An 18,975-nucleotide genomic window follows, 5' to 3' on the forward strand; every position below is an offset into this window, starting at 1 on the left:
GCCGGCTTCTGATGTGAGCACCATCATCGGCCTGGGCCGACTACCGAAATGGCCCAGAAGGTAGGATGGAAAGCGATAAACCCCAAGAAGATGCGGAGTGGTCCTCAACTATGGCTAAAATCATTTACACGCGCACGGATGAAGCGCCGCTTCTGGCGACGTATTCGCTCAAACCCATCATCGAAGCCTTCGCTACGTCGGCCGGTGTCGAGGTTGAGACCAGGGACATCTCTCTCGCCGCACGCGTGCTGGCTCAGTTCACCGACCGCTTGCCTGAAGACCAGCGGGTCGGCGATGCTCTGGCCGAGCTGGGCGACCTCGCCAAGACCCCCGATGCCAACATCATCAAGCTGCCCAACATCTCCGCTTCCGTTCCGCAGCTGAAGGCGACGATCGCCGAACTGCAGTCGCAGGGCTACGATCTGCCCGCCTACCCGGAAGAGCCTTCAACCGATGAGGAGAAGGACGTTCGGGCACGCTACGACAAGGTCAAGGGCTCCGCCGTCAACCCGGTGCTGCGTGAGGGCAACTCCGACCGTCGCGCTCCGCAGGCTGTGAAGAACTTCGCCAAGGCTCACCCGCATTCCATGGGCGAATGGTCGAAGGACTCGAAGACCCGCGTCGCCACCATGGGTTCGGACGACTTCCGCGACAACGAGAAGTCCGTGATCATCGACGCCGATGACACCCTGACGATCCGCCTGCGCACCGAAGCCGGCGACACGAAGGTCCTCAAGGAGTCCCTGCCGGTGCTGGCCGGCGAGATCGTCGACTCGACGAAGATGAATGCCGCCGCTCTCGACGAATTCGTCAAGGACCAGATCGCTGCCGCCAAGGCCGACGGCGTCCTCTTCTCCGTCCACCTCAAGGCCACGATGATGAAGGTCTCCGACCCGATCCTCTTCGGCAAGGTCATCGAGGCGTTCTTCCCCGAGGTCTTCGCCGAATACGGCGACGTCCTCGCCGAGGCGGGACTGACCTCCGACAACGGACTGGCCGCCATCCTCGCTGGGCTCGACACCCTGCCCGCCGATGCGGCAGCCGGGATCAAGGCCGGAATCGAAAAGGGCCTGGCCGACGGACCCGACCTGGCCATGGTCAACTCGCACAAGGGCATCACGAACCTCCACGTGCCCTCCGACGTCATCGTCGATGCCTCCATGCCCGCGATGATCCGCGTCGGCGGCAAGATGTGGAACAAGGATGACCAGACCCAGGACACCCTGGCCGTCATTCCCGACTCCTCCTACGCCGGTGTCTACCAGACCGTCATCGAGGACTGCCAGGCCAATGGCGCCTTCGACCCCCGAACCATGGGCACCGTGCCCAACGTCGGTCTCATGGCTCAGAAGGCCGAAGAGTACGGCAGCCACGACAAGACCTTCGAGATCCCGGAAGCCGGAACCGTCGAGGTCGTCAACTCCGTCGGCGAGGTGCTCATGAGCCACCAGGTCGCCGCCGGTGACATCTGGCGTGCCTGCCAGACGAAGGACATCCCCGTCCGCGACTGGGTCAAGCTCGCTGTCACCCGCGCCCGTCTGTCCGAGACTCCGGCAGTGTTCTGGCTCGACGAGACCCGCGCACACGACCTCAACATCAAGTCGAAGGTCGAAGAGTACCTCCGCGACCACGACACCGAGGGCCTGGATATCCGCATCATGAACCCGGTGGAGGCCACTCAGTTCTCCATAGACCGCATCCGCGAGGGCAAGGACACCATCTCGGTGACCGGCAACGTGCTGCGTGACTACAACACGGACCTGTTCCCGATCCTCGAGCTCGGCACCTCGGCCAAGATGCTCTCCGTCGTTCCGCTCATCGCAGGCGGCGGACTCTTCGAGACCGGAGCCGGCGGCTCTGCTCCGAAGCACGTGCAGCAGCTCGTCGAGGAGAACCACCTGCGTTGGGACTCCCTCGGTGAGTTCCTCGCCCTGGCAGAATCCTTCCGCCACGAATTCAACGTCCACGGCAACGAGCGCGCCGGCGTACTCGCCGACACCCTTGACGCCGCGACCGGCAAGTTCCTCGAAGAGAACAAGTCGCCGTCGCGCAAGGTCGGCGAGATCGACAACCGCGGCAGCCACTTCTACCTCACCCTCTATTGGGCACAGCAGCTGGCCGAGCAGACCTCGGACGAAGCTCTGGCCGAGGCCATCGCACCTGTGGCGAAGGCACTGACTGAGAAGGAGGACGCCATCGCGGCCGAACTCCTCGAGGTTCAGGGCAACCCCGTCGACCTGGGCGGCTACTACTACCCGAACGATGCGAAGACCGAAGCCGCCATGCGGCCTTCGGCCACGCTCAATGAGATCATCTCCTCGCTGAGCAAGACTGTCTGATCGACTGATCGACATCACTTGGGAAAGAGTCCCGGCAGCCGTTGCCGGGACTCTTTCTGCAATCCCCGCTTATGCGCCCCATCAGCAGATATGATGGGGCGCATGAGTACTCAAGACCCGCGTGGCGATTCGCAGACGCCCGAAGAGCTCCTGGCCGAAACCGATTCAGTCCTCGGCAGCGATACTCCCGCGACGGGCGAGACCGCTGCGGTGGACAAGACCCAGGAGATGACCCCGCACGAAAGAGCCGAACAGACACAGCCTCCTGCGGAACACACCGGTGAGCTGCCCTCGACGAAGGCCGGGTCCGGGATGTCGGCGGGAATGTGGGTCTCCCTCATCCTCGGCGCCGTGATCGTCGTCCTGCTGCTCATCTTCATCCTGCAGAACAATGTCCCGGCCGAGTTCCAGTACTTCGGCTGGCAATTCGAACTGCCTCTGGGCGTGGCGATGCTCTTCGCTGCGATCGGCGGCATCCTCATCGCCGGAATCATCGGTTCGGTGCGGATCTTCGTCCTCAACCGCAAATTGAGGAAGATCAACAAGGCCCTGGGCCGCTGATCGATGGCGCACCACCCCACTTTCACCGTACTGCCCACCGAACTTCCCGTCACGCTCGTCCTCGCCGACACCTCGGCGGAAGCCGCGTGGACGCGCGATGATGATTCCGTGCTCACTGAGCAGGAACGCAACTATGCACGGGAATTCGACGCCGGAGCGGCCGCCACCTGGCCGGCCGGCCGTGTCGTCCTCCGTCACGTGCTCGGCGCGCATCTGGACCAGGATCCCGCCGCGATCGAGATCCGTCTCGATTCGGCGGGCAAGCCTCGCCACGACGAGTGCGAGTTCTCGGTGTCAAGGTCGCGCCGCCTCGTCCTCGTCGCTGTGTCCGAGGACCCGGTCGGACTCGACATCGAAGCGGTCCCCGAGCGAAATGTCGCTCTTGAAGCGATGCAGCTGCTGCACGAAAGAGAACGGGCCGAGCTCGAAGCGCTGCCCGACGACGACTTCGCCTCCGGCTTCGTTCGCGTGTGGGCGCGCACCGAAGCTTTCCTCAAGGCGCTGAGCACGGGGCTGGCTCGCGACCCCGGAATCGATTACATCGGCGCCGGCCCGCAGCCGAGCTCACCGCACCCGGATGTCGACATCCACGATCTCGAGGCCGGCATTCCCGACGGTCATATCGCGGCTATCGCGTTCAACCGCTGATCGCCGGAGTACGGGCGAGGACGCTCAGGAGTTCGGCGACTCGTCTTCGCTGAAGGAGGGGCCGTTCTCACCGGTCGTAAAGACCACGGCGATGCCCAGAGAACCCACGCCCACCAGACCGAAGAGGATCCACGCGCCTGCGGGGCTGCTCGCCGCAGCGAGGACGAGTCCGATGACGACGGCGATGATGAGGAGTGCGTCGAAGACCATCGGGAACTTCAGATACCGCTTCTCCCCCTTGCTCACAGAATAGGAGATCTGCGTGGCGGCACTGAGGAAGAGCAGCACCAGTGCGGTGATGACCAGCCAGCGTGGGGCGAGGAAGAAATCCTCGAGCCCGCCGACGAAGATGAAGCCGGCCACGGCCAGCAGCAGCTTGATGATGCCGTCGACTGCAAATCCGGAATTCCTCATGACTGAATCCTACTCAACAGGGCCTTCACCACGCCGAGGGCCTCCCTCAGCACAGGCGCCTCGACGTTCGAATGGGCGATGACCAGCCCGTGCCTGGCCTCGTCACCGCCGGTCCAGCCCCTTGCCAATGAGGCGACGAGGATGCCCCGATCAGCCAGTTCCCGCAGCAGACTCGCGGCCTGAGCCTGCGACGTTTCGATGACGAGGGTGCGGCCGTCGTGGACCAGACCGGGGAACGGACCGACCTCGGCCACGACCTCCTCGGCAGCCCGGAGGCGTCGCCGACCGCGGGAGATTCGACGGCGCAGCCCACCGGACCCGAGGTACGAGGCGATGGCCATCTGCAGAATCGGTGAGAATGCGGGCCCGAGGGCCGTGCGCATGCTCATGAGCCTCTCCGCGATCTCCCCTCGTGCGATGACGTAACCGGTCGATACCGCCGAAGTCAGCAAAGTGGAGAAAGTGCCGATATGCACGACCTGAGCAGAGCTGCCGGTCGATGATGCGAGATCGAAGAGGGTGGGCAGCACGGTCCGGGTGAAACGGGCCTCGCTGTCGTAGTCATCCTCGACGAGGATCGCATCGCTCCGAGCCGCCCAGTCCAACAGCCGCGCACGCTGGTCGACCGGCATCGGTGTTCCGTGCGGGAACTGGTGATTCGGTGTCACGACGGCGGCGCCCACGTCGGCAGGGGCCGGCAAGGAACCGGACACCTGCAGGGGTACGAGGTGCTGGTCGGTCATCGCCTGCCGCAGGCCCGGGAAACCCGGATTCTCCACGGCGATGGAGCCGGAGACACCGACGCTCAACAGCAGCCGCAGTCCATCGCGGGACCCGCTCGTGAGGATGATCTCGTCAGGATCGACGGCCATCCCCCGTGTCAGCCGCAGATAGTCGGCGATCGCCCAGCGGGCACGAGGCTGCCCCAAGGGATCGATCGGACCCGGATCGAGGTCGAGCGATTCCCTCCAAGCCCGGCGAAAGGCCGGTTCACGCAGTGGATCGTCACCGCCGAATCCCGGGCGCAGGTCGACATAATTGCGCAAGCGCCGCCTAGGCGAGTCGGGAATACGGCTCTTCGGACGCACGGTTGTCGAAGCGGCGGGCAAGTCGGGATTGATCCTCGTCGCCGAGCGTTCGGCGGTGATGAGAAATCCCTCGACGACGAGCTGCGCATACGCTGTCTCCACGCTGCCGCGGGAGATTCCGAGGTGCTTGGCCAGTCGACGGCTCGAGGGCACTGCATCCCCCGGGCGCAGGGTTCCATCCGAGATGAGGCGGCGCAGTTCCTGAGTGAGCTGATCCGGCAGCGGAGACGGCAGACCCTTCTCGACGCTCACCGGCAGCGCGATGCCCTCGGCCCGAGTGCCGGCCCGTGACTTCGTAACCATCAGTCGATCATAGTGCGACTACGATCGTCTGGCCTAAAATTCTCGCAGGTTTCTGGCCCTCTCATTGAGCCACTCAGCGGTTTAGGCTGGTCGGGAACGGCCGTTCACTCCGAAGAACCATGATCCCTCCGACACCTGACAGCTGGCAGAAATCACTCTTCCCTGCACCCGGTGTCGCCCCGGATCGACTCCGCGACAGTGAATGGATTTGCACCACAATGACCGAAACACAGACCCTCCTCAACACCGGCCTGGCCCAGATGCTCAAGGGCGGCGTCATCATGGACGTCGTCAACGAAGAACAGGCACGCATCGCCGAGGCGGCCGGTGCTTCCGCCGTCATGGCCCTCGAACGGGTTCCTGCCGATATCCGCGCCCAGGGCGGAGTCGCCCGGATGAGCGATCCCGACCTCATCGACTCGATCATCAGCGCCGTGTCCATCCCCGTCATGGCCAAGGCCCGCATCGGACACTTCGTCGAAGCACAGATTCTTGAGACCCTCGGGGTCGACTACATCGACGAATCCGAGGTCCTCTCCCCCGCCGACTACGTCAACCACATCGACAAGTCAGTCTTCAAAGTCCCGTTCGTCTGTGGTGCGACCAACCTCGGTGAGGCTCTGCGCCGCATCACCGAAGGCGCATCGATGATCCGCTCGAAGGGTGAAGCGGGCACCGGCGACGTCTCCGAGGCGATGCGCCACCTACGCACCATCAACTCGGAGATCCGCGCACTGGGTGCGAAGAGCGAAGACGAGCTCTACGTCGCGGCCAAGGAGATCGCTGCCCCATACCACCTGGTCAAGCAGGTCGCCAGCCTCGGCCGTCTGCCCGTCGTGACCTTCGTCGCCGGCGGCATCGCCACCCCGGCCGATGCGGCGATGATGATGCAGCTCGGTGCCGATGGCGTCTTCGTCGGCTCCGGAATCTTCAAGTCCGGCAACCCGGAGGCCCGCGCGAAAGCCATCGTCGAGGCGACTACGCACTTCGATGACCCGGACGCCGTGGCCAGGGCATCCCGCGGGCTCGGCGATGCGATGGTCGGCATCAACGTCGCCGACGTCCCCGCGCCGCACCGCCTGGCCGAGCGCGGCTGGTGAGAGTCGGCGTCCTCGCCCTCCAGGGAGCCTTCCGTGAGCACCTGCTCATGCTCGGCTCCCTGGGGGTCGACACCCTCAAGGTCACTCGGTCCGAACACCTCTCCGGCATCGATGCGCTCATCCTGCCCGGCGGAGAGTCCACGGCCATGGTGCGCATCGCAGCCGGCACGGATCTCTTCGCGACTCTGCGCGAACGCATGGCCGACGGCCTGCCGGTCTTCGGCACCTGTGCGGGTCTCATTCTACTAAGCGATCGGCTCAGTGACGATTCGCTGGGTGGGTATGACCGCCTCGGCGGGCTCGACATCACCGTGGCACGCAACGCCTACGGTCGACAGCAGGAGTCCTTCACCGCACCGTTGACGGTCCAGGGACTGGACGAACCGGTTGCGGGCACCTTCATCCGGGCTCCGCAGATCCTCGATCTCGGGCCCGGCACCGAGGTGCTCGCTGCGCACGATGACACGCCCGTCCTCGTCCGGCAAGGGGCGGTCTGGGGTGCCAGCTTCCACCCGGAATTGGGCTCGGACGGAAGAATCCATGCAGAATTCCTCCACCACCTCGGCGCCGCTGTGCAAAGATTGACTCATGACTGAGCAGGCATTGCAGGCACTCAAAGACGGATACACCTTCGAGGGCGAGACGGTCGACCTGGGAATCGCCCTCGACGGTGAGGAACCCTCGAAGGAGACTCCGATCTCCATCCCGCTGTCCATGCTCAACCGCCACGGCCTCATCGCCGGCGCCACGGGAACCGGCAAGACTGTGACCCTGCAGGTGCTCGCCGAGCAACTGTCCAAAGCCGGCGTGCCGGTCTTCGCCTCTGATATCAAGGGTGATCTCTCAGGCATCGGCGCCTCCGGCGTCGAATCCGACAAACTGCGCAAGCGACTCGATGCCGACGGGCAGGATTGGCAGCCGCACTCCAACCCGACGGAGTTCTACACTCTCGGCGATTCGGGACTGGGCACTCCGCTGCGGGCGACCGTGACCTCGTTCGGACCGATCCTGCTGTCGAAAGTGCTCGAACTCAACGACACGCAGGAGTCCGTCCTCTCACTGGTCTTCCACTATGCCGATCAGTCGGGACTGGCGTTGCTCGACCTCTCCGACCTCAAAGCCGTCCTCACCTTCCTCACCTCCGACGAGGGCAAGGCTGACCTCGAAGGCATCGGCGGGGCGCCGAAGGCCACCGTCGGCGTCATCCTGCGCAAGATCTCCGAACTCGCCGCCCAGGGCGGCGACGTGTTCTTCGGCGAACCGGAATTCGACACCGCTGATCTGCTGCGCACCGACGACAACGGTGCCGGAATCGTCTCCGTGCTCGAGCTGCAGAAGCTCAGCCAGTCGCCGGCTCTGTTCTCCACGTTCCTCATGTGGCTGCTGGCCGATCTGTTCCAGGACCTGCCGGAGGTCGGCGATCCCGACAAGCCATCGCTCGTGTTCTTCTTCGACGAGGCCCACCTGCTCTTCGCAGGTGCCTCGAGGGCCTTCCTCCAGTCGGTGACGCAGACGGTGCGGCTCATCCGGTCGAAGGGAGTCGGCATCTTCTTCGTCACGCAGACTCCGAAGGATGTCCCCGAGGATGTGCTCGCACAGTTGGGTTCGCGCATTCAGCATCAGCTGCGGGCGCACACGCCCAACGATGCCAAGGCTCTCAAGGCGACTGCGCAGACGTTCCCGAAGTCCGACTACGACCTCGAAGAGCTTCTCACTTCGCTGGGCATCGGCGAAGCCGTGGTCACCGTCATGGACCCCGATGGTGCACCGACTCCGGTGGCGCCGACGCTGATGCGCGCCCCGGAGTCGAAGATGGGGCCGATGAGCGAGGACCAGATCAAATCGGCTGTGGCGGATTCGCCCCAGCATGAGAAGTACGGCACCGCGATCGACAACGAATCTGCTCGCGAGATCCTCGCCACGCGTCTCGAGGGCGGATCCGAGGCACACGCCGAGAAGCAGAGTTCGGCGCCCGCAGATGCTCAGCGCCGTGACGGTTCTGCGGACAAGATCGACTTCCCGGAGGAGTCCGGCGGTTCCCGAAAGAAGTCGGCGAAGAAGGACGACGAGAACATGTTCGCCCAGGTCGTGAAGTCCTCGGCGTTCAAACAGTTCACGCGGACCGCCGCACGCGAGATCGCGCGCGGAATCTTCGGTACCTCACGTCGTCGGCGCTGAGACCAGCAGCTTCTTCTCACCGGCGCTCACCCGCAATTCCAGGCAGTCGCCGATGAGGTCTCCGTCGAGTTGTGCCGGCACCGGCGATTCGACGGAGACCCACATATCGGTCGTGCAGCGATAGTCCATGAGCGGGTGTGCCTGTGGTCTGCCTTGCAGACATGCCGTGGCGATTCCTGCCCACGCTCGGCAGCGGGCGATGAGTCGGTCCGGGATCGGGCCGACCGTGACCACAGTGAAGGCCTCAGCATCGATTCGCGCTTGGGGGAACACGGCGATGGGCCCGGCGGGTCGAGCCACCTTCGACGCCATCACCGACCACACCTGCCCCGAGGCGCTTCCCTCAGTACCCGAGGTGTCTCCCGCGCCCACGGTGGCCCCAGTGCTCGCGGTGAAGTTCACGACGAAGAGAGCCCTGGCGGCTCCCCACGTATAGCCGAGCAGCCCAGTTGCGAAATGGTGGTGGGCGATGGCCCGGGCGTCTCCTCCGATTCCTGCGAGGCTGATGAACTCGGTACGATGCCGACTGCCGTCGGCTCGCCGAAATTCCGCAGCATTGACCGGGATGCCGCGCAGGTTCGTCGGAACGTCCCGGATGATCGATGCCACCGTGCGCACGCAATGATCGATTGCGTGCCGGCACGAGCGGAGGCCGATATGGCGGCTGAGCACGTTCGCGGTCCCGGTCGGGACGAGGGATGTGAGCGTTCCCGCCTCGGCGAGGACCGGTGCTGCTGCTCGGATGGTTCCGTCTCCGCCGAGGATGATGACCGTGTCGGCTCCCCAGTCGATGAGCTGTTCGGCTTGCCAACGACCAGAACGTTCGACGCTGGTGGTCATGCTTCGGTAGTGCGCTCCGGCCTTCTGCAGCTGGGGCACGAGGTCGGCATACGCCCGCAGCGTCGCCGAATGTTTGGGATTGACGATGATCCCAACGGTGATCCGCCTCGGCAACGGGGCCGGTCGGTCATCCGCTTCGACACGGCCGGCCACCGGTGTGCGTGTCCTGTCGTGCTCGTCCATGGTCGGTCGACGCTGCTTTCTCAGGCGAAGGCCGGGTGGGTATCGCTGACCGATTCGACGGCCTTCAAGTCGACCGATTCCCCCGGAAATACGTCGACGAGGACTCGCGGTCCCCTCTTGCGGGGTGATCGCTTCCAGGTGGCGCGTGCACGGGTGCCGTTGACAACCGTGCTCTTGAACATTCCATTGCCTCCGGGCACAACGAATCTCTCGTTGGCGGGGTCGAGTGTGAAGCTGCGGTCCTTGTACCCGAGGATGATTTCGTCGAATCCCGGCAGCAGCATCGTCTCCTGTGCCGCTGACTCCCATTCTGTCAGTCGGTCCTCCAGATCGGGAGCGTGCACGTAGTCTGTGCCGTCGATGTCGGTGCTCACGATCTCGCCGGCATCGATTCCGGCCTGGATGGCTTTTCTCATCCGTGTCTTCGGCAGTCCGGTCCACCGTGTCGCGTCGTCGAGGGTCACCGGTCCGTGGCTGATGACGAAGCGTCTCATCCATTCGTGGTCGGCCGCCTCGGCGTCCAGATGTGTGGGGGCGTGCACCCAATCGGCGGTGAGCACGTATTTCATGTCATCCTTGCCCTCGACCATGGGAGCTTGGACGATGATGTTCTGCAGTGCCAAGGAGGTGATGAGGTACCGGGCGTGGCCGTATTCGTCTCCGGCGCCGATGGGAGCGAAAGCGTCGAGCAGCTCTTCGCGCGTCCGCGGTCCACGAGCTCGGATGGCTGTTGTGGCGAGTTCGGCTGCGGTATCGAGCATGGCGTCGGTGATGCCGAAGTACTCGCGCCGTTTGGCCGTGGATTTCATGGTCCGTTCCCCGGTGAGGCCGAGGATCCAACCGATGTCTTTGGCCGTAGTCAGATGGATGGTGCCGCGTTGTGTCCAGGAGCGCACGATCTCTCCTGCGTCGATGGCGGCTCGGACCGCGGCCACATCTGCAGTGACATCAGGTCCGAGACGCAAGGCGACGGAGACCAGAGCTCCGCCGAGGGCTTGGGCTTGGACACAGCCGAGGTGCTCGACGACAGCGCCGGCCGGTGAGAGGTCGGTGTCTGTCGGTGACGAGGGAGGAGGTCCGACGAGCCCCTGTGAGATCAGACGGGCTGCCGAGATCTGATGTGCGTCCATGATCCAACGGTAGTGCACGCCGGTGACACGACGGTTGTGAAAAGGCGACAGCGCGTGGGTCGCAGGCGGGGATGGTGCAGACGGGGAACGTGAAGGCGAGCCGGTCAGCCCAGAATATCGACGAGTCCGGGCACCCGCATACGCGGCAGGGTGCCCGAGGTCGCGAATTCGCCCCAGATCCGGCGCAGCTCAGGACCGGCGATATCGGTCGTCGCGCCATAGTCGAGGAAGGAGTCATGCCAGATGTCGCCCGGGAAGATCAGCGGCAGGTCTCCGGAGTGGGCTGCATCGAAGAAGCTGCCGTCCCCGCGGGAGACGATGAGCAGGCGGGCACCTTGACCGCCGGACATCCGGTGGCGGTCAAAGAATTCGCGTCCGGCCCGAGTGCAGACGGCAGAGGTGATTCCGGAGATGAGGGATTCGAGCATCGGTGAGGTCAGCTTGCGGTTGTGGAGGCGACGCAGCGCGGGAACGAAGCCGGCGAAGAAGGCGATCTCGCGTTCCGTGCGGGTCATGAGCACGTCGATTCTCGGGGCGACGTCGGCCCAAGCTTCGGCTGCGTCCGCACGTGTTGGCAGCGGGTACTGGCCGTAGCGGACTCCGAAGCACATTCCGGCGTGCAGTCCCCCGACGAGGGCGGCTTTGTGCACTTCTTCCTGCGCCTGAAGGATCTCGTCGACGCTGGCTGACGGGTCGATCTTCTGAGCGACTTTCCCCATCGCCCAGTTCATTGCGTCCGTGCCGCCGGCCAGCCCCAAGGGCGCTGAGGCCATGAGCACACGGTGGAAGAGTCCTTCGGTGCCTTCGGCAATCATGAGGTGGGCGCAGGCGTCTGCTCCGGCGCTCTGGCCGACGATCGTGACATTGTCCGGGTTGCCGCCGAAGGCGGAGATGTTCGTCTGCACCCAGCGCAGTGCGCAGATCTGGTCGAGCACTCCGAGGTTGAGGTGTTCGTCGCGTCCGGTTCCGAGGTATCCGAGGACGCCGAGGCGGTAGGTCACGGAGACGACGATGATGTTCTGCTCGGCGGCCAGGGCGTGCGGATCGTAGATCTCAGCGTCCCCGGCCCCGGCGATGTAGGCTCCGCCGTGGATCCAGACGAGGACGGGCAGCCCCGCCTCGGTGGTGGTGTCCTTCGGCAGGGTCACGCTCACGCGCAGACAGTCTTCGCTGATGGGAAGCCCGCCGAGCTGGTCGAAGGTCATTCCGGCGTTCGGGTCGCGGCGCAGCTGCGGGCTCGCCGGGCCGGGCTGAGCGCCGTCGATGAAGTCCACCGGGGGTTCATCGACGGGAGGAAGGAAACGGCCGGCGCGGGCGTAGCGGATGCCCCGCGCGCGGATTACGTCGCCGTCGATATGGGCGCGCACACGACCGCACGGGGCGGCGATGTCCCGTGTCTCCTCCATAAGGTCAGCTTACTTGTTGGGCACCACAGGAGGTTCGGCCGACCATGGGAAGACGATCCACTGATCCGTGCGCTTCCACACGAAGTCCGGGTCGATGATCGACGCGGATTTCGCGTAGATGACGGCCGATTGAGCTTCGGCACCGTGTTTGCGCAGCAGGTCGAGGACGAGGGCCAGTGTGCGGCCGGAGTCGGCGACATCGTCGACGACGAGCAGCTTCTTGCCCTTGATCGCTTCGATATCGAGCATCGGTGCGAGCAGGATGGGGTCGGGCAGCGTCTCATGGACGTCGGTGTAGAACTCGACATTGATGGCGTCGGAGAGCTTGAGTCCGAGGGCGTAGGCCAGCGCTCCGGCGGGCAGCAATCCGCCGCGGGCAACGGCGATGACGATCTCGGGATCGTAGTCGGAGTCCGCGATGGTCTGTGCCATCTCACGTGCCGATTGGCCGAACATGTCCCAGCTGAGAATCTCTTTTTCGTCGAGATCGGTCGAATCGGCGTGATAGGCCATGGATGCTCCTCGTGTCTGCCCGTTTGTGGTTCGAGCTTCAAGGATACGCCGTCGCCGGTTCAGCGCAGAAATACCTCGAGGCCGGCCATCTCCTGCGCTTGTGAACCGGTGTGGGTAGGTGGGTCCGGGTTGACCCAATATTCGCCGGTGTGGGGATTGCGTCCAAGCAGTCGATAGTCGATGAGTTCGCGCCGGAGCAGAGCGAAGTCCGGATGGAACTCCCCGAGGATGGCGCCCAGCTGCTTTTCGTCGTAGACGCGGTCCGGGTCGAGGGCAGCGAGGACTTCGATGAGGACGATGACGAGGGCGCGGCGTTTCGTTGGAATGGAGACGATGCGACCGTCGGGCATGAAAGTTTTGAGTGTCTTCGTCCGAAAGCGTGCGATCTGCGGGTCGATGTAGGATTCGCTGGCGGTCTCTGCACTCTGGTTCGCGGTGAGCAGTGCGGTGCGGGCGGTGGTGAAGTTCTCACCGGTTTCGGTCATCCGCGCGCGAACGAGCTTCTTGAAATCCTTGTCCTTGGTCATGGTGTCGCTTCCTTTGTCGACCAAGTCTCCCCCAGCACGAAACCTGGTCAGGAAATCACCGTGCCGGTTTCGTCCGAGGATTCTCTCCCCTTCGCCATGCGGTCGGTGAGCTGGGATCACGACCTCGGCTGGGCGTTGGATGCGCCGACCACCAGTATAGACGCAGTCGTCGGTTGTCGAAGACGCTGTCGGCTGTCAGTATTCGAGGGCTTCGAGATACATCCACCGCCCGGCACGGCGGACGAAGGAGGAGTTCTCTTCGAGGGCATGTTCGCCGAGGTGGTCCCTGAATCGCGCACGGAAGTGCACTGTTCCGGTTGCATCGTCCGGTCCTCCGTCAGTGGTGGAGATGATCTCGAGACCGAGCCATGTGGTGGCGTCATCGACGCCGACGTCGTCGGGTCGGGTCTTGGCATGCCAAGTGCGGAAGAGGTGGTCTTCGTTGCCGCGGACGAAGGCGGTGTAGCGGGAGCGCATGAGCGCCTCGGCAGTGCTGGGCCACATTTCACCGTCGAGGGCTGGACGGCAGCAGTCATCGTAGTCGGTACCCGGAGGCATTCCGGAGCAGGGGCAGATCATGCCCCGATGATATCTGTGCATCAACAATCGGAGTTAGCATGCGAAGATGGAGTCATGACTTCACTGTTCCTGTCTGGAGATCCGAAGGCCGATGCCCTGTTGGCCGAAGACCGCTTCGCTCTGCTCGTTGGGATGCTCCTCGATCAGCAGGTGACCATGGAGAGTGCCTTCGCTGGACCGGCCAAACTGGCCGAGCGGCTGGGCAAGCTCGATGTCGACGAGATCGCGGAGATGAATCCTGATGATTTCCTCGACATCTTCGCCCAGACTCCCGCGGTACACCGGTTCCCGAAGTCGATGGCGGGACGCGTGCAGAAGCTCGCGGCGACCATAGTCGACGATTACGACGGCAATCCCGAAGCTATTTGGACCGAGGGTGGCCCCAGCGGTGCCGAGGTGCTTAAGCGACTGAAGAAGCTGCCCGGATTTGGTGACCAGAAGGCCAAGATCTTCCTGTCGCTGCTCGGCAAGCAGTTCGGACTCCAGGCCGAAGGTTGGCAAGAGGCCGCAGGTGACTACGGTGATCCGGAGGCCCGCCGTTCGATCGCCGATGTCGTCGACGACGTCACTCTGCAAGAGGTGCGTGCCTTCAAGAAGCAGCAGAAGGCTGCGGCCAAGGCGGCAAAGGCTGCTAAGAAGTAGCCGTAGTCGCCGAGGAATGGCCGTTGCCACGCACTTGGACGTGAGTTATCCACAGATTCGACTTCGCCTGTTCTAAAAAGCGCGCCTGTCGAATAATGTAGGGAATCCGGGTGTCGACCGACAGGGTCGCGCCACAGTTGCAGACCACAGAGGCGTGGAATGAGAACTGGATCGTCCCGACCGCATCGTCGACCCGCCCAAATATTCATTGCCGTTTTCTCCGCGCTGAGTCTGGCCGCGGTCGTCGGCTGTGCCGACAATTCTCCGGTGGCCGCGCCGACGTCGACTCTGCCCGCAGAACAGCCCGACACAGCTTCGACCGATGACTCCGCCGAGGTGGCTATACCCGAATACGAAACCGACCTCGACCTCGACAATGAGGAGAAGAAGGCGGTCGACGGGGCCTTGGTGGCGTTTGTCGGATACATCGACACGATCAATCGAGTATTTTCCTCAGGCGGTAAAGACCTGAACGACATTGAGACCTACGCCGCTGCCGATTCTCTCGATTCGCTCCGCCAAAGCGCGAACGATCTAGAAAAGGACAGCAAATATATGGCGGGCGAATACGATTACTACAATGTTCGAGTTCAGAGTATTGCCATTTCCGCGGACTCATCGGACAAAGATTCGGTTAAAATCCTCTTCTGCTCACATGACTCAAAGCACGCTGTCGTCGGTAAGGGCAAGACAATGCCGAGCCAGCCGAAAACGAGTCTTACTATCCTTCAAACAGCCAGCAAGCACAATGGCGACTGGAAAATATCCAACCAGGAGCTGTGGAGCAAAAAGTGCGAGTAAGTCTGCACCTTTTTATATTGAGTTTGTTTGTAGTGTCCGCATGTGCGCTAATTGCTCAACCTGCTTTTACTAGCAGTGGACCTGCTTGCAACTCTCTTCAAGAGCGAGAGTGCAGTGTTGTGAAACCTCCCGCGCCCAAGCCTCCTCCCGGCGGAGGTGGTTCTGGCGGTGGCGACACCGGAGATGGCGGAGGTTCCGGAGGTGGTGGTTCTGGCGGCGGTAACGGCGGCGGCTCCGGTGGTGGAGGCGGTACCGGCGGAGGCGGTGGTGGAATGCCTGACTGCCCGACCGAAGTCGTCGGTCATCTATGCGTGAGTGAGCCCGGACCAGGGGGCGGTGGAGGCGGCGGAGGCAGAGCTCCGGCTCGGCCCGATCCCCCGACGCGCATACCGGAATCTCAGTTCCAGAACTTCGACATCCCTGCACCCACAATCTACGCCTGGCCGAAAGACTGGGCCGTCATCGGCAAACCGGCTGCCTTCTGGACCGACACCGACGTCAGCTATATTGACATGACCCTGCTGACCTACGCAGTCCAAGTCAAAGTCACCCCTGAGCGATTCAACTGGGACTTCGGCGACGGTTCAGGCACGACCACGACCGCAAAAGGTGCGAAGCCGCTGCCCGGCGGCACCCCGCAGATCGGACACGAATACCAAGAATCGGGCAAGGTGTCTGCTTCGATGACAGCGACCTTCAGCGGAGAGTTCTCGGTCGACGGCGGCCCCTGGCTTCCTATCGACGGTTTCGCCCACGTAGCGAGCAATGAGATAGGCATCGATGTCTACCGCTATCACCGATACCTCGTCGACGAAGACTGCTATGCCAATCCCCGCGGCCCCGACTGCGCCCAATCAGCTCGATGACGCTTTAGCTGCCTCGGCCGCAGTGGGTCGGCGCATCGCTCGGCCCTGATCGGTGGGACCATGACACGACAAACCTGAAATAATGGCCCCATGGTGTGCCGAATCAACGAGCTCCTGATCGATTCTCATTGGCCTATCGTCATCATCGGCGCAGGCCAAGCCGGACTGTCCGCAGCACACTACCTGTGGCGCGACGGCCTCGCACCGGGCAAAGACTTCATCATCCTCGATGCCGGAGACGGACCTGGTGGAGCTTGGCGCAAAAGGTGGCACTCATTGACGCTGGGCAACACCAACCACATCTCCGACCTCCCCGGGTTCCCTCTCGGGCATCCCGATCCGAACGTACCCGCCTCGGAAGTCGTTTCCGACTACTACTCCCGATTCGAACGCGAACTAGAGCTCTGCGTCATCCGCCCTGCCGAGGTGGACACCGTCCGGTCCGAAGAAGAACCAGGACAGGGACGGTTAAACATCGCCGCCACGATCGACGGCGAACAAGTGACGCTCTCCTGCGACTACCTGATCAACGCAACCGGCACCTGGACTCAGCCCTACGTCCCCTTCATTCCCGGCATCGCCGAGTTCGAGGGCCACCAACTGCATACCGTGAACTTCCGTGACGTCGAGGATTTCCGGGGACTGCGCACACTCGTCGTCGGCGGCGGCATCTCCGCCACGCAGTTCCTCCTCGAACTCTCCGAGGTGACCGACACACTATGGGCCACGCGCCGTCCCCCGAACTTCACGTCCAGAGAATTCGACGGCCAATGGGGACTCGAAGTCGAACGTGCCGTCCGCGAACGCACTCTGTCCGGGCTGGCTCCAGCCAGCGTCGTCCGTACTACGGGACTGCCGATCCGCAGAGAGTTCCGTGAGGGAATCGATTCGGGAGTTCTGGTCTCTCGAGGCATGTTCGACCGCATCCTTCCCCACGGTGTCCACTTCCCTGGGATCGATGACACCGAAACACCGATCACATCAGAGGGACTTGGCCCATCGGCCAGCGACCATCTGGCAGTGCCCGAGTCATGGGCACCGTTCGAGAAACCACAACTCGAAGACGTCGATGTGATCTTCTGGAACACCGGGTTCCGCGCAGCACTCAAACACTTGGCGCCCTTGCGCCTGCGCACACCTGATGGCGGAATCTCTATGGAAACCGAGGTCGCAGTCAAAGACGATCCTCGGCTGTTCCTCGTCGGCTATGGATCGGCCAGTTCCACAGTCGGCGCCACCAGAGCCGGAAGGATAGCGGCCCGGGAACTGCTCAAACGCATGTCAGGCGGTCGACAACCTCAGCGCAAGTCCGGGGCTTTGAGCACCTGATCACCGAAGCGGACCGTCGGCAGCATCTGTCGGAATTGGTCCTGAGCCTCGGTGTCATCGGCTTGTGCGAGCATGTCTACGCTGACCTTGAATTGCCGCCCGTCGACGGACACCCCACCCACAGCGCCGAAGATCACGGAATCCTCCTTGTCAACGGCGCGCATATCGTCCGGAGCGAGCGTGCCGTGGAAGACCCAGTACTCTCCCCCGCTGAGCGATCCGGTGGATTCACCGCCCAACGACGATCCCGAGGTGCTGAACATCCGCTCGCGCGCTTTCTCCACCACACCCTGTGGTGAAGACTCATCGTCATCGAAGCAGTTGAAAGTGATGATCGCCCCGGACTCGGCTTGATAAAGCCGATATCCGTCGTATCCGGACCCGTCGGCCCAGTCAGCGCCCAAAACCAAGCTGACTTCGACAGGACATTGTCCGCCGAGGTCAACAGTGGTCTCGCTCATGCCGTTGGGAATCGTCGGACCGGTTGCCTTCGGCGAAGGCGACTGCCCGTCACCGACACCCACACTCGCCGGCTTCGAGCCGGCCTCATCGGAGCTGCTGACCCGGAACGCCGAACATCCGCTGAGGGTCACCCCCAGGACCAGCGCCGCTGCCGCGAGTGATCTATTCATCGTTGTCTGCCTTCACTCGATCGGTGGGTCCTCCATATCTTACCCAATCGACTGTTCGTCCCCGCTACCTAGCGGAACCGCGCACCGCCGCCTAGCCTGGAGTCATGACTGAGATCTCGCTTTTCGATGACTCTGATATCAACCGTGTGCTCTGCGTGGTCGCCCACCCCGACGATATGGAATACGGGGGCTCGGCGGCAGTGTCGAAGTGGACCGACGAGGGCAAAGAAGTCGCCTACCTCCTACTCACCCGCGGGAGGCGGGGATCCGGGACATGGCCCCGGAGGAAGTGGCACCGTTGCGCGCCGAGGAGCAGCGTCGGGCATGCAATATCGTCGGCGTCGACGATCTTGAGATCCTCGACTTCCCTGATGGCCTGCTGGAGCCCACTCATGAGCTGCGTCGGGCGATTGCCCGGAAGATCCGCGAGTTCCGACCGAACGCCGTCGTCGTGACGAACTTCGACCTCCAGGTGCAGTGGGGCCTGAACCATGTCGATCATCGCCATGCTGGCATTGCCGCTGTCGATGCAATCCGCGACGCCGACAATCCCTGGGTCTTCACCGATCTCAAGGATGAGGGCCTCGAAGCGTGGAAGGCCGATCGGATGCTGATCAACGGCGCCCAGCCCACTCACGCCGTGGCGCTCATGGCTGAGCACGTCGACCGTGGTGTCCGGTCGCTCGAGGCGCACAAGGTCTACTTGGACGCTCTCAGCGACCATCCGGCTCCGAAAGACATGATCCCCGGCATCACCACGAGCGGCGGAGAACTCGCCGGCGTCGACTACGCTCTGCCGATCACTGTCGTCGACATGTGAGCGCTCCGCCATAAGCTGCTTGAAGACAGACAGTGCGCCGGCTGCGATCGGCAGACGAGCGGACAAACGAGAACCG

At 63.4% G+C, this 18,975-nt stretch carries 20 protein-coding genes and 1 pseudogene; 12 read left to right on the plus strand and 9 right to left on the minus strand.

The window, feature by feature from the left end; genetic code table 11:
* Positions 1-110 precede the first annotated feature (110 nt).
* The 3 genes from BLU88_RS13000 (at position 111) to BLU88_RS13010 (ending at position 3,548) form a co-directional block, all read left to right on the plus strand.
* Positions 111-2,339 (plus strand): NADP-dependent isocitrate dehydrogenase, encoded by a 2,229-nt coding sequence (locus BLU88_RS13000; protein ID WP_092014649.1) that lies wholly within the window; start codon positions 111-113, stop codon positions 2,337-2,339.
* Between the two features lie 102 nt (positions 2,340-2,441).
* Positions 2,442-2,900: a LapA family protein gene (locus tag BLU88_RS13005; RefSeq protein WP_092014652.1), complete on the plus strand. Its 459-nt coding sequence runs from the start codon at positions 2,442-2,444 to the stop codon at positions 2,898-2,900.
* Positions 2,901-2,903: 3 nt separating this feature from the next.
* Positions 2,904-3,548 carry a 4'-phosphopantetheinyl transferase family protein gene (locus tag BLU88_RS13010; protein WP_092014655.1) on the plus strand — a complete coding sequence of 215 codons (645 nt, stop codon included), beginning with the start codon at positions 2,904-2,906 and terminating at the stop codon, positions 3,546-3,548.
* Positions 3,549-3,572: 24 nt separating this feature from the next.
* Here the strand turns inward: BLU88_RS13010 and BLU88_RS13015 are convergent, their stop codons facing one another.
* The gene (locus BLU88_RS13015; protein WP_092014658.1) at positions 3,573-3,962 is read right to left on the minus strand and encodes a hypothetical protein; all 390 of its coding nucleotides are present in this window, start codon (positions 3,960-3,962) and stop codon (positions 3,573-3,575) included.
* Complete coding sequence (pdxR, locus tag BLU88_RS13020) at positions 3,959-5,353, minus strand: MocR-like pyridoxine biosynthesis transcription factor PdxR (protein WP_092014661.1); 1,395 nt, start codon at positions 5,351-5,353, stop codon at positions 3,959-3,961. The genes BLU88_RS13015 and pdxR overlap by 4 nt, the downstream gene beginning before the upstream one ends.
* 218 nt (positions 5,354-5,571) lie before the next feature.
* Between pdxR and pdxS the strand changes: the two genes are divergently transcribed.
* The 3 genes from pdxS to BLU88_RS13035 are packed head-to-tail and all read left to right on the plus strand — an operon-like array spanning position 5,572 to position 8,631.
* The gene (gene pdxS / locus BLU88_RS13025; protein ID WP_092014664.1) at positions 5,572-6,453 is read left to right on the plus strand and encodes a pyridoxal 5'-phosphate synthase lyase subunit PdxS; all 882 of its coding nucleotides are present in this window, start codon (positions 5,572-5,574) and stop codon (positions 6,451-6,453) included.
* A complete protein-coding gene (gene pdxT, locus BLU88_RS13030) occupies positions 6,450-7,049 on the plus strand; it encodes a pyridoxal 5'-phosphate synthase glutaminase subunit PdxT (protein ID WP_331712436.1) in 600 nt (199 codons plus the stop codon). The genes pdxS and pdxT overlap by 4 nt, the downstream gene beginning before the upstream one ends.
* A complete protein-coding gene (locus tag BLU88_RS13035; RefSeq protein ID WP_092014670.1) occupies positions 7,042-8,631 on the plus strand; it encodes a helicase HerA-like domain-containing protein in 1,590 nt (529 codons plus the stop codon). Before pdxT ends, BLU88_RS13035 begins: the two co-directional genes overlap by 8 nt.
* On the opposite strand, the gene BLU88_RS13040 is transcribed toward BLU88_RS13035, so the two are convergent.
* The 6 genes from BLU88_RS13040 to BLU88_RS13065 form a co-directional block, all read right to left on the minus strand.
* Entirely contained in the window at positions 8,614-9,654 is a 1,041-nt protein-coding gene (locus BLU88_RS13040) for a diacylglycerol/lipid kinase family protein (protein WP_092014673.1), read from the minus strand. The two genes, BLU88_RS13035 and BLU88_RS13040, sit on opposite strands and share 18 nt — an antisense overlap.
* 20 nt (positions 9,655-9,674) lie before the next feature.
* Positions 9,675-10,784, minus strand: a complete 1,110-nt coding sequence (locus tag BLU88_RS13045) for a winged helix DNA-binding domain-containing protein (protein WP_092014677.1) — start codon at positions 10,782-10,784, stop codon at positions 9,675-9,677.
* A 104-nt stretch (positions 10,785-10,888) separates the two neighbouring features.
* Positions 10,889-12,190 carry a carboxylesterase family protein gene (locus BLU88_RS13050; protein WP_092014680.1) on the minus strand — a complete coding sequence of 434 codons (1,302 nt, stop codon included), beginning with the start codon at positions 12,188-12,190 and terminating at the stop codon, positions 10,889-10,891.
* 9 nt (positions 12,191-12,199) lie between these two features.
* A complete protein-coding gene (locus tag BLU88_RS13055) occupies positions 12,200-12,703 on the minus strand; it encodes a phosphoribosyltransferase (RefSeq protein WP_092014683.1) in 504 nt (167 codons plus the stop codon).
* 59 nt (positions 12,704-12,762) lie between these two features.
* Entirely contained in the window at positions 12,763-13,230 is a 468-nt protein-coding gene (locus BLU88_RS13060; protein WP_092014685.1) for a DUF2087 domain-containing protein, read from the minus strand.
* Positions 13,231-13,425: 195 nt separating this feature from the next.
* The gene (locus tag BLU88_RS13065; RefSeq protein WP_231939407.1) at positions 13,426-13,809 is read right to left on the minus strand and encodes a YchJ family protein; all 384 of its coding nucleotides are present in this window, start codon (positions 13,807-13,809) and stop codon (positions 13,426-13,428) included.
* A gap of 54 nt (positions 13,810-13,863) precedes the next feature.
* On the opposite strand from BLU88_RS13065, the gene BLU88_RS13070 reads away from it, so the two are divergent.
* The 5 genes from BLU88_RS13070 to BLU88_RS13085 all read left to right on the plus strand — a co-directional run bounded on the left by BLU88_RS13070 (position 13,864) and on the right by BLU88_RS13085 (position 17,447).
* Positions 13,864-14,451, plus strand: a complete 588-nt coding sequence (locus tag BLU88_RS13070; protein ID WP_092014691.1) for an HhH-GPD-type base excision DNA repair protein — start codon at positions 13,864-13,866, stop codon at positions 14,449-14,451.
* A 159-nt stretch (positions 14,452-14,610) separates the two neighbouring features.
* Positions 14,611-15,252, plus strand: coding sequence for a hypothetical protein (locus tag BLU88_RS13075; RefSeq protein WP_157689105.1), 642 nt, complete (start codon positions 14,611-14,613; stop codon positions 15,250-15,252).
* Between the two features lie 168 nt (positions 15,253-15,420).
* The gene (locus tag BLU88_RS18175) at positions 15,421-15,567 is read left to right on the plus strand and encodes a hypothetical protein (protein WP_157689107.1); all 147 of its coding nucleotides are present in this window, start codon (positions 15,421-15,423) and stop codon (positions 15,565-15,567) included.
* Positions 15,564-16,118: a hypothetical protein gene (locus BLU88_RS13080; RefSeq protein WP_092014697.1), complete on the plus strand. Its 555-nt coding sequence runs from the start codon at positions 15,564-15,566 to the stop codon at positions 16,116-16,118. The genes BLU88_RS18175 and BLU88_RS13080 overlap by 4 nt, the downstream gene beginning before the upstream one ends.
* A 90-nt stretch (positions 16,119-16,208) precedes the next feature.
* Positions 16,209-17,447 carry an FAD-dependent oxidoreductase gene (locus BLU88_RS13085; RefSeq protein ID WP_092014701.1) on the plus strand — a complete coding sequence of 413 codons (1,239 nt, stop codon included), beginning with the start codon at positions 16,209-16,211 and terminating at the stop codon, positions 17,445-17,447.
* On the opposite strand, the gene BLU88_RS13090 is transcribed toward BLU88_RS13085, so the two are convergent.
* Positions 17,417-18,079 (minus strand): hypothetical protein, encoded by a 663-nt coding sequence (locus BLU88_RS13090; RefSeq protein WP_092014704.1) that lies wholly within the window; start codon positions 18,077-18,079, stop codon positions 17,417-17,419. The genes BLU88_RS13085 and BLU88_RS13090 overlap by 31 nt on opposite strands.
* Positions 18,080-18,255: 176 nt before the next feature.
* Here BLU88_RS13090 and BLU88_RS13095 point away from each other — a divergent pair.
* Positions 18,256-18,899: pseudogene (locus tag BLU88_RS13095) on the plus strand (PIG-L deacetylase family protein).
* Positions 18,900-18,975 lie beyond the last annotated feature (76 nt).

Source organism: Brevibacterium siliguriense (assembly GCF_900105315.1).
Lineage (GTDB): Bacteria > Actinomycetota > Actinomycetes > Actinomycetales > Brevibacteriaceae > Brevibacterium > Brevibacterium siliguriense.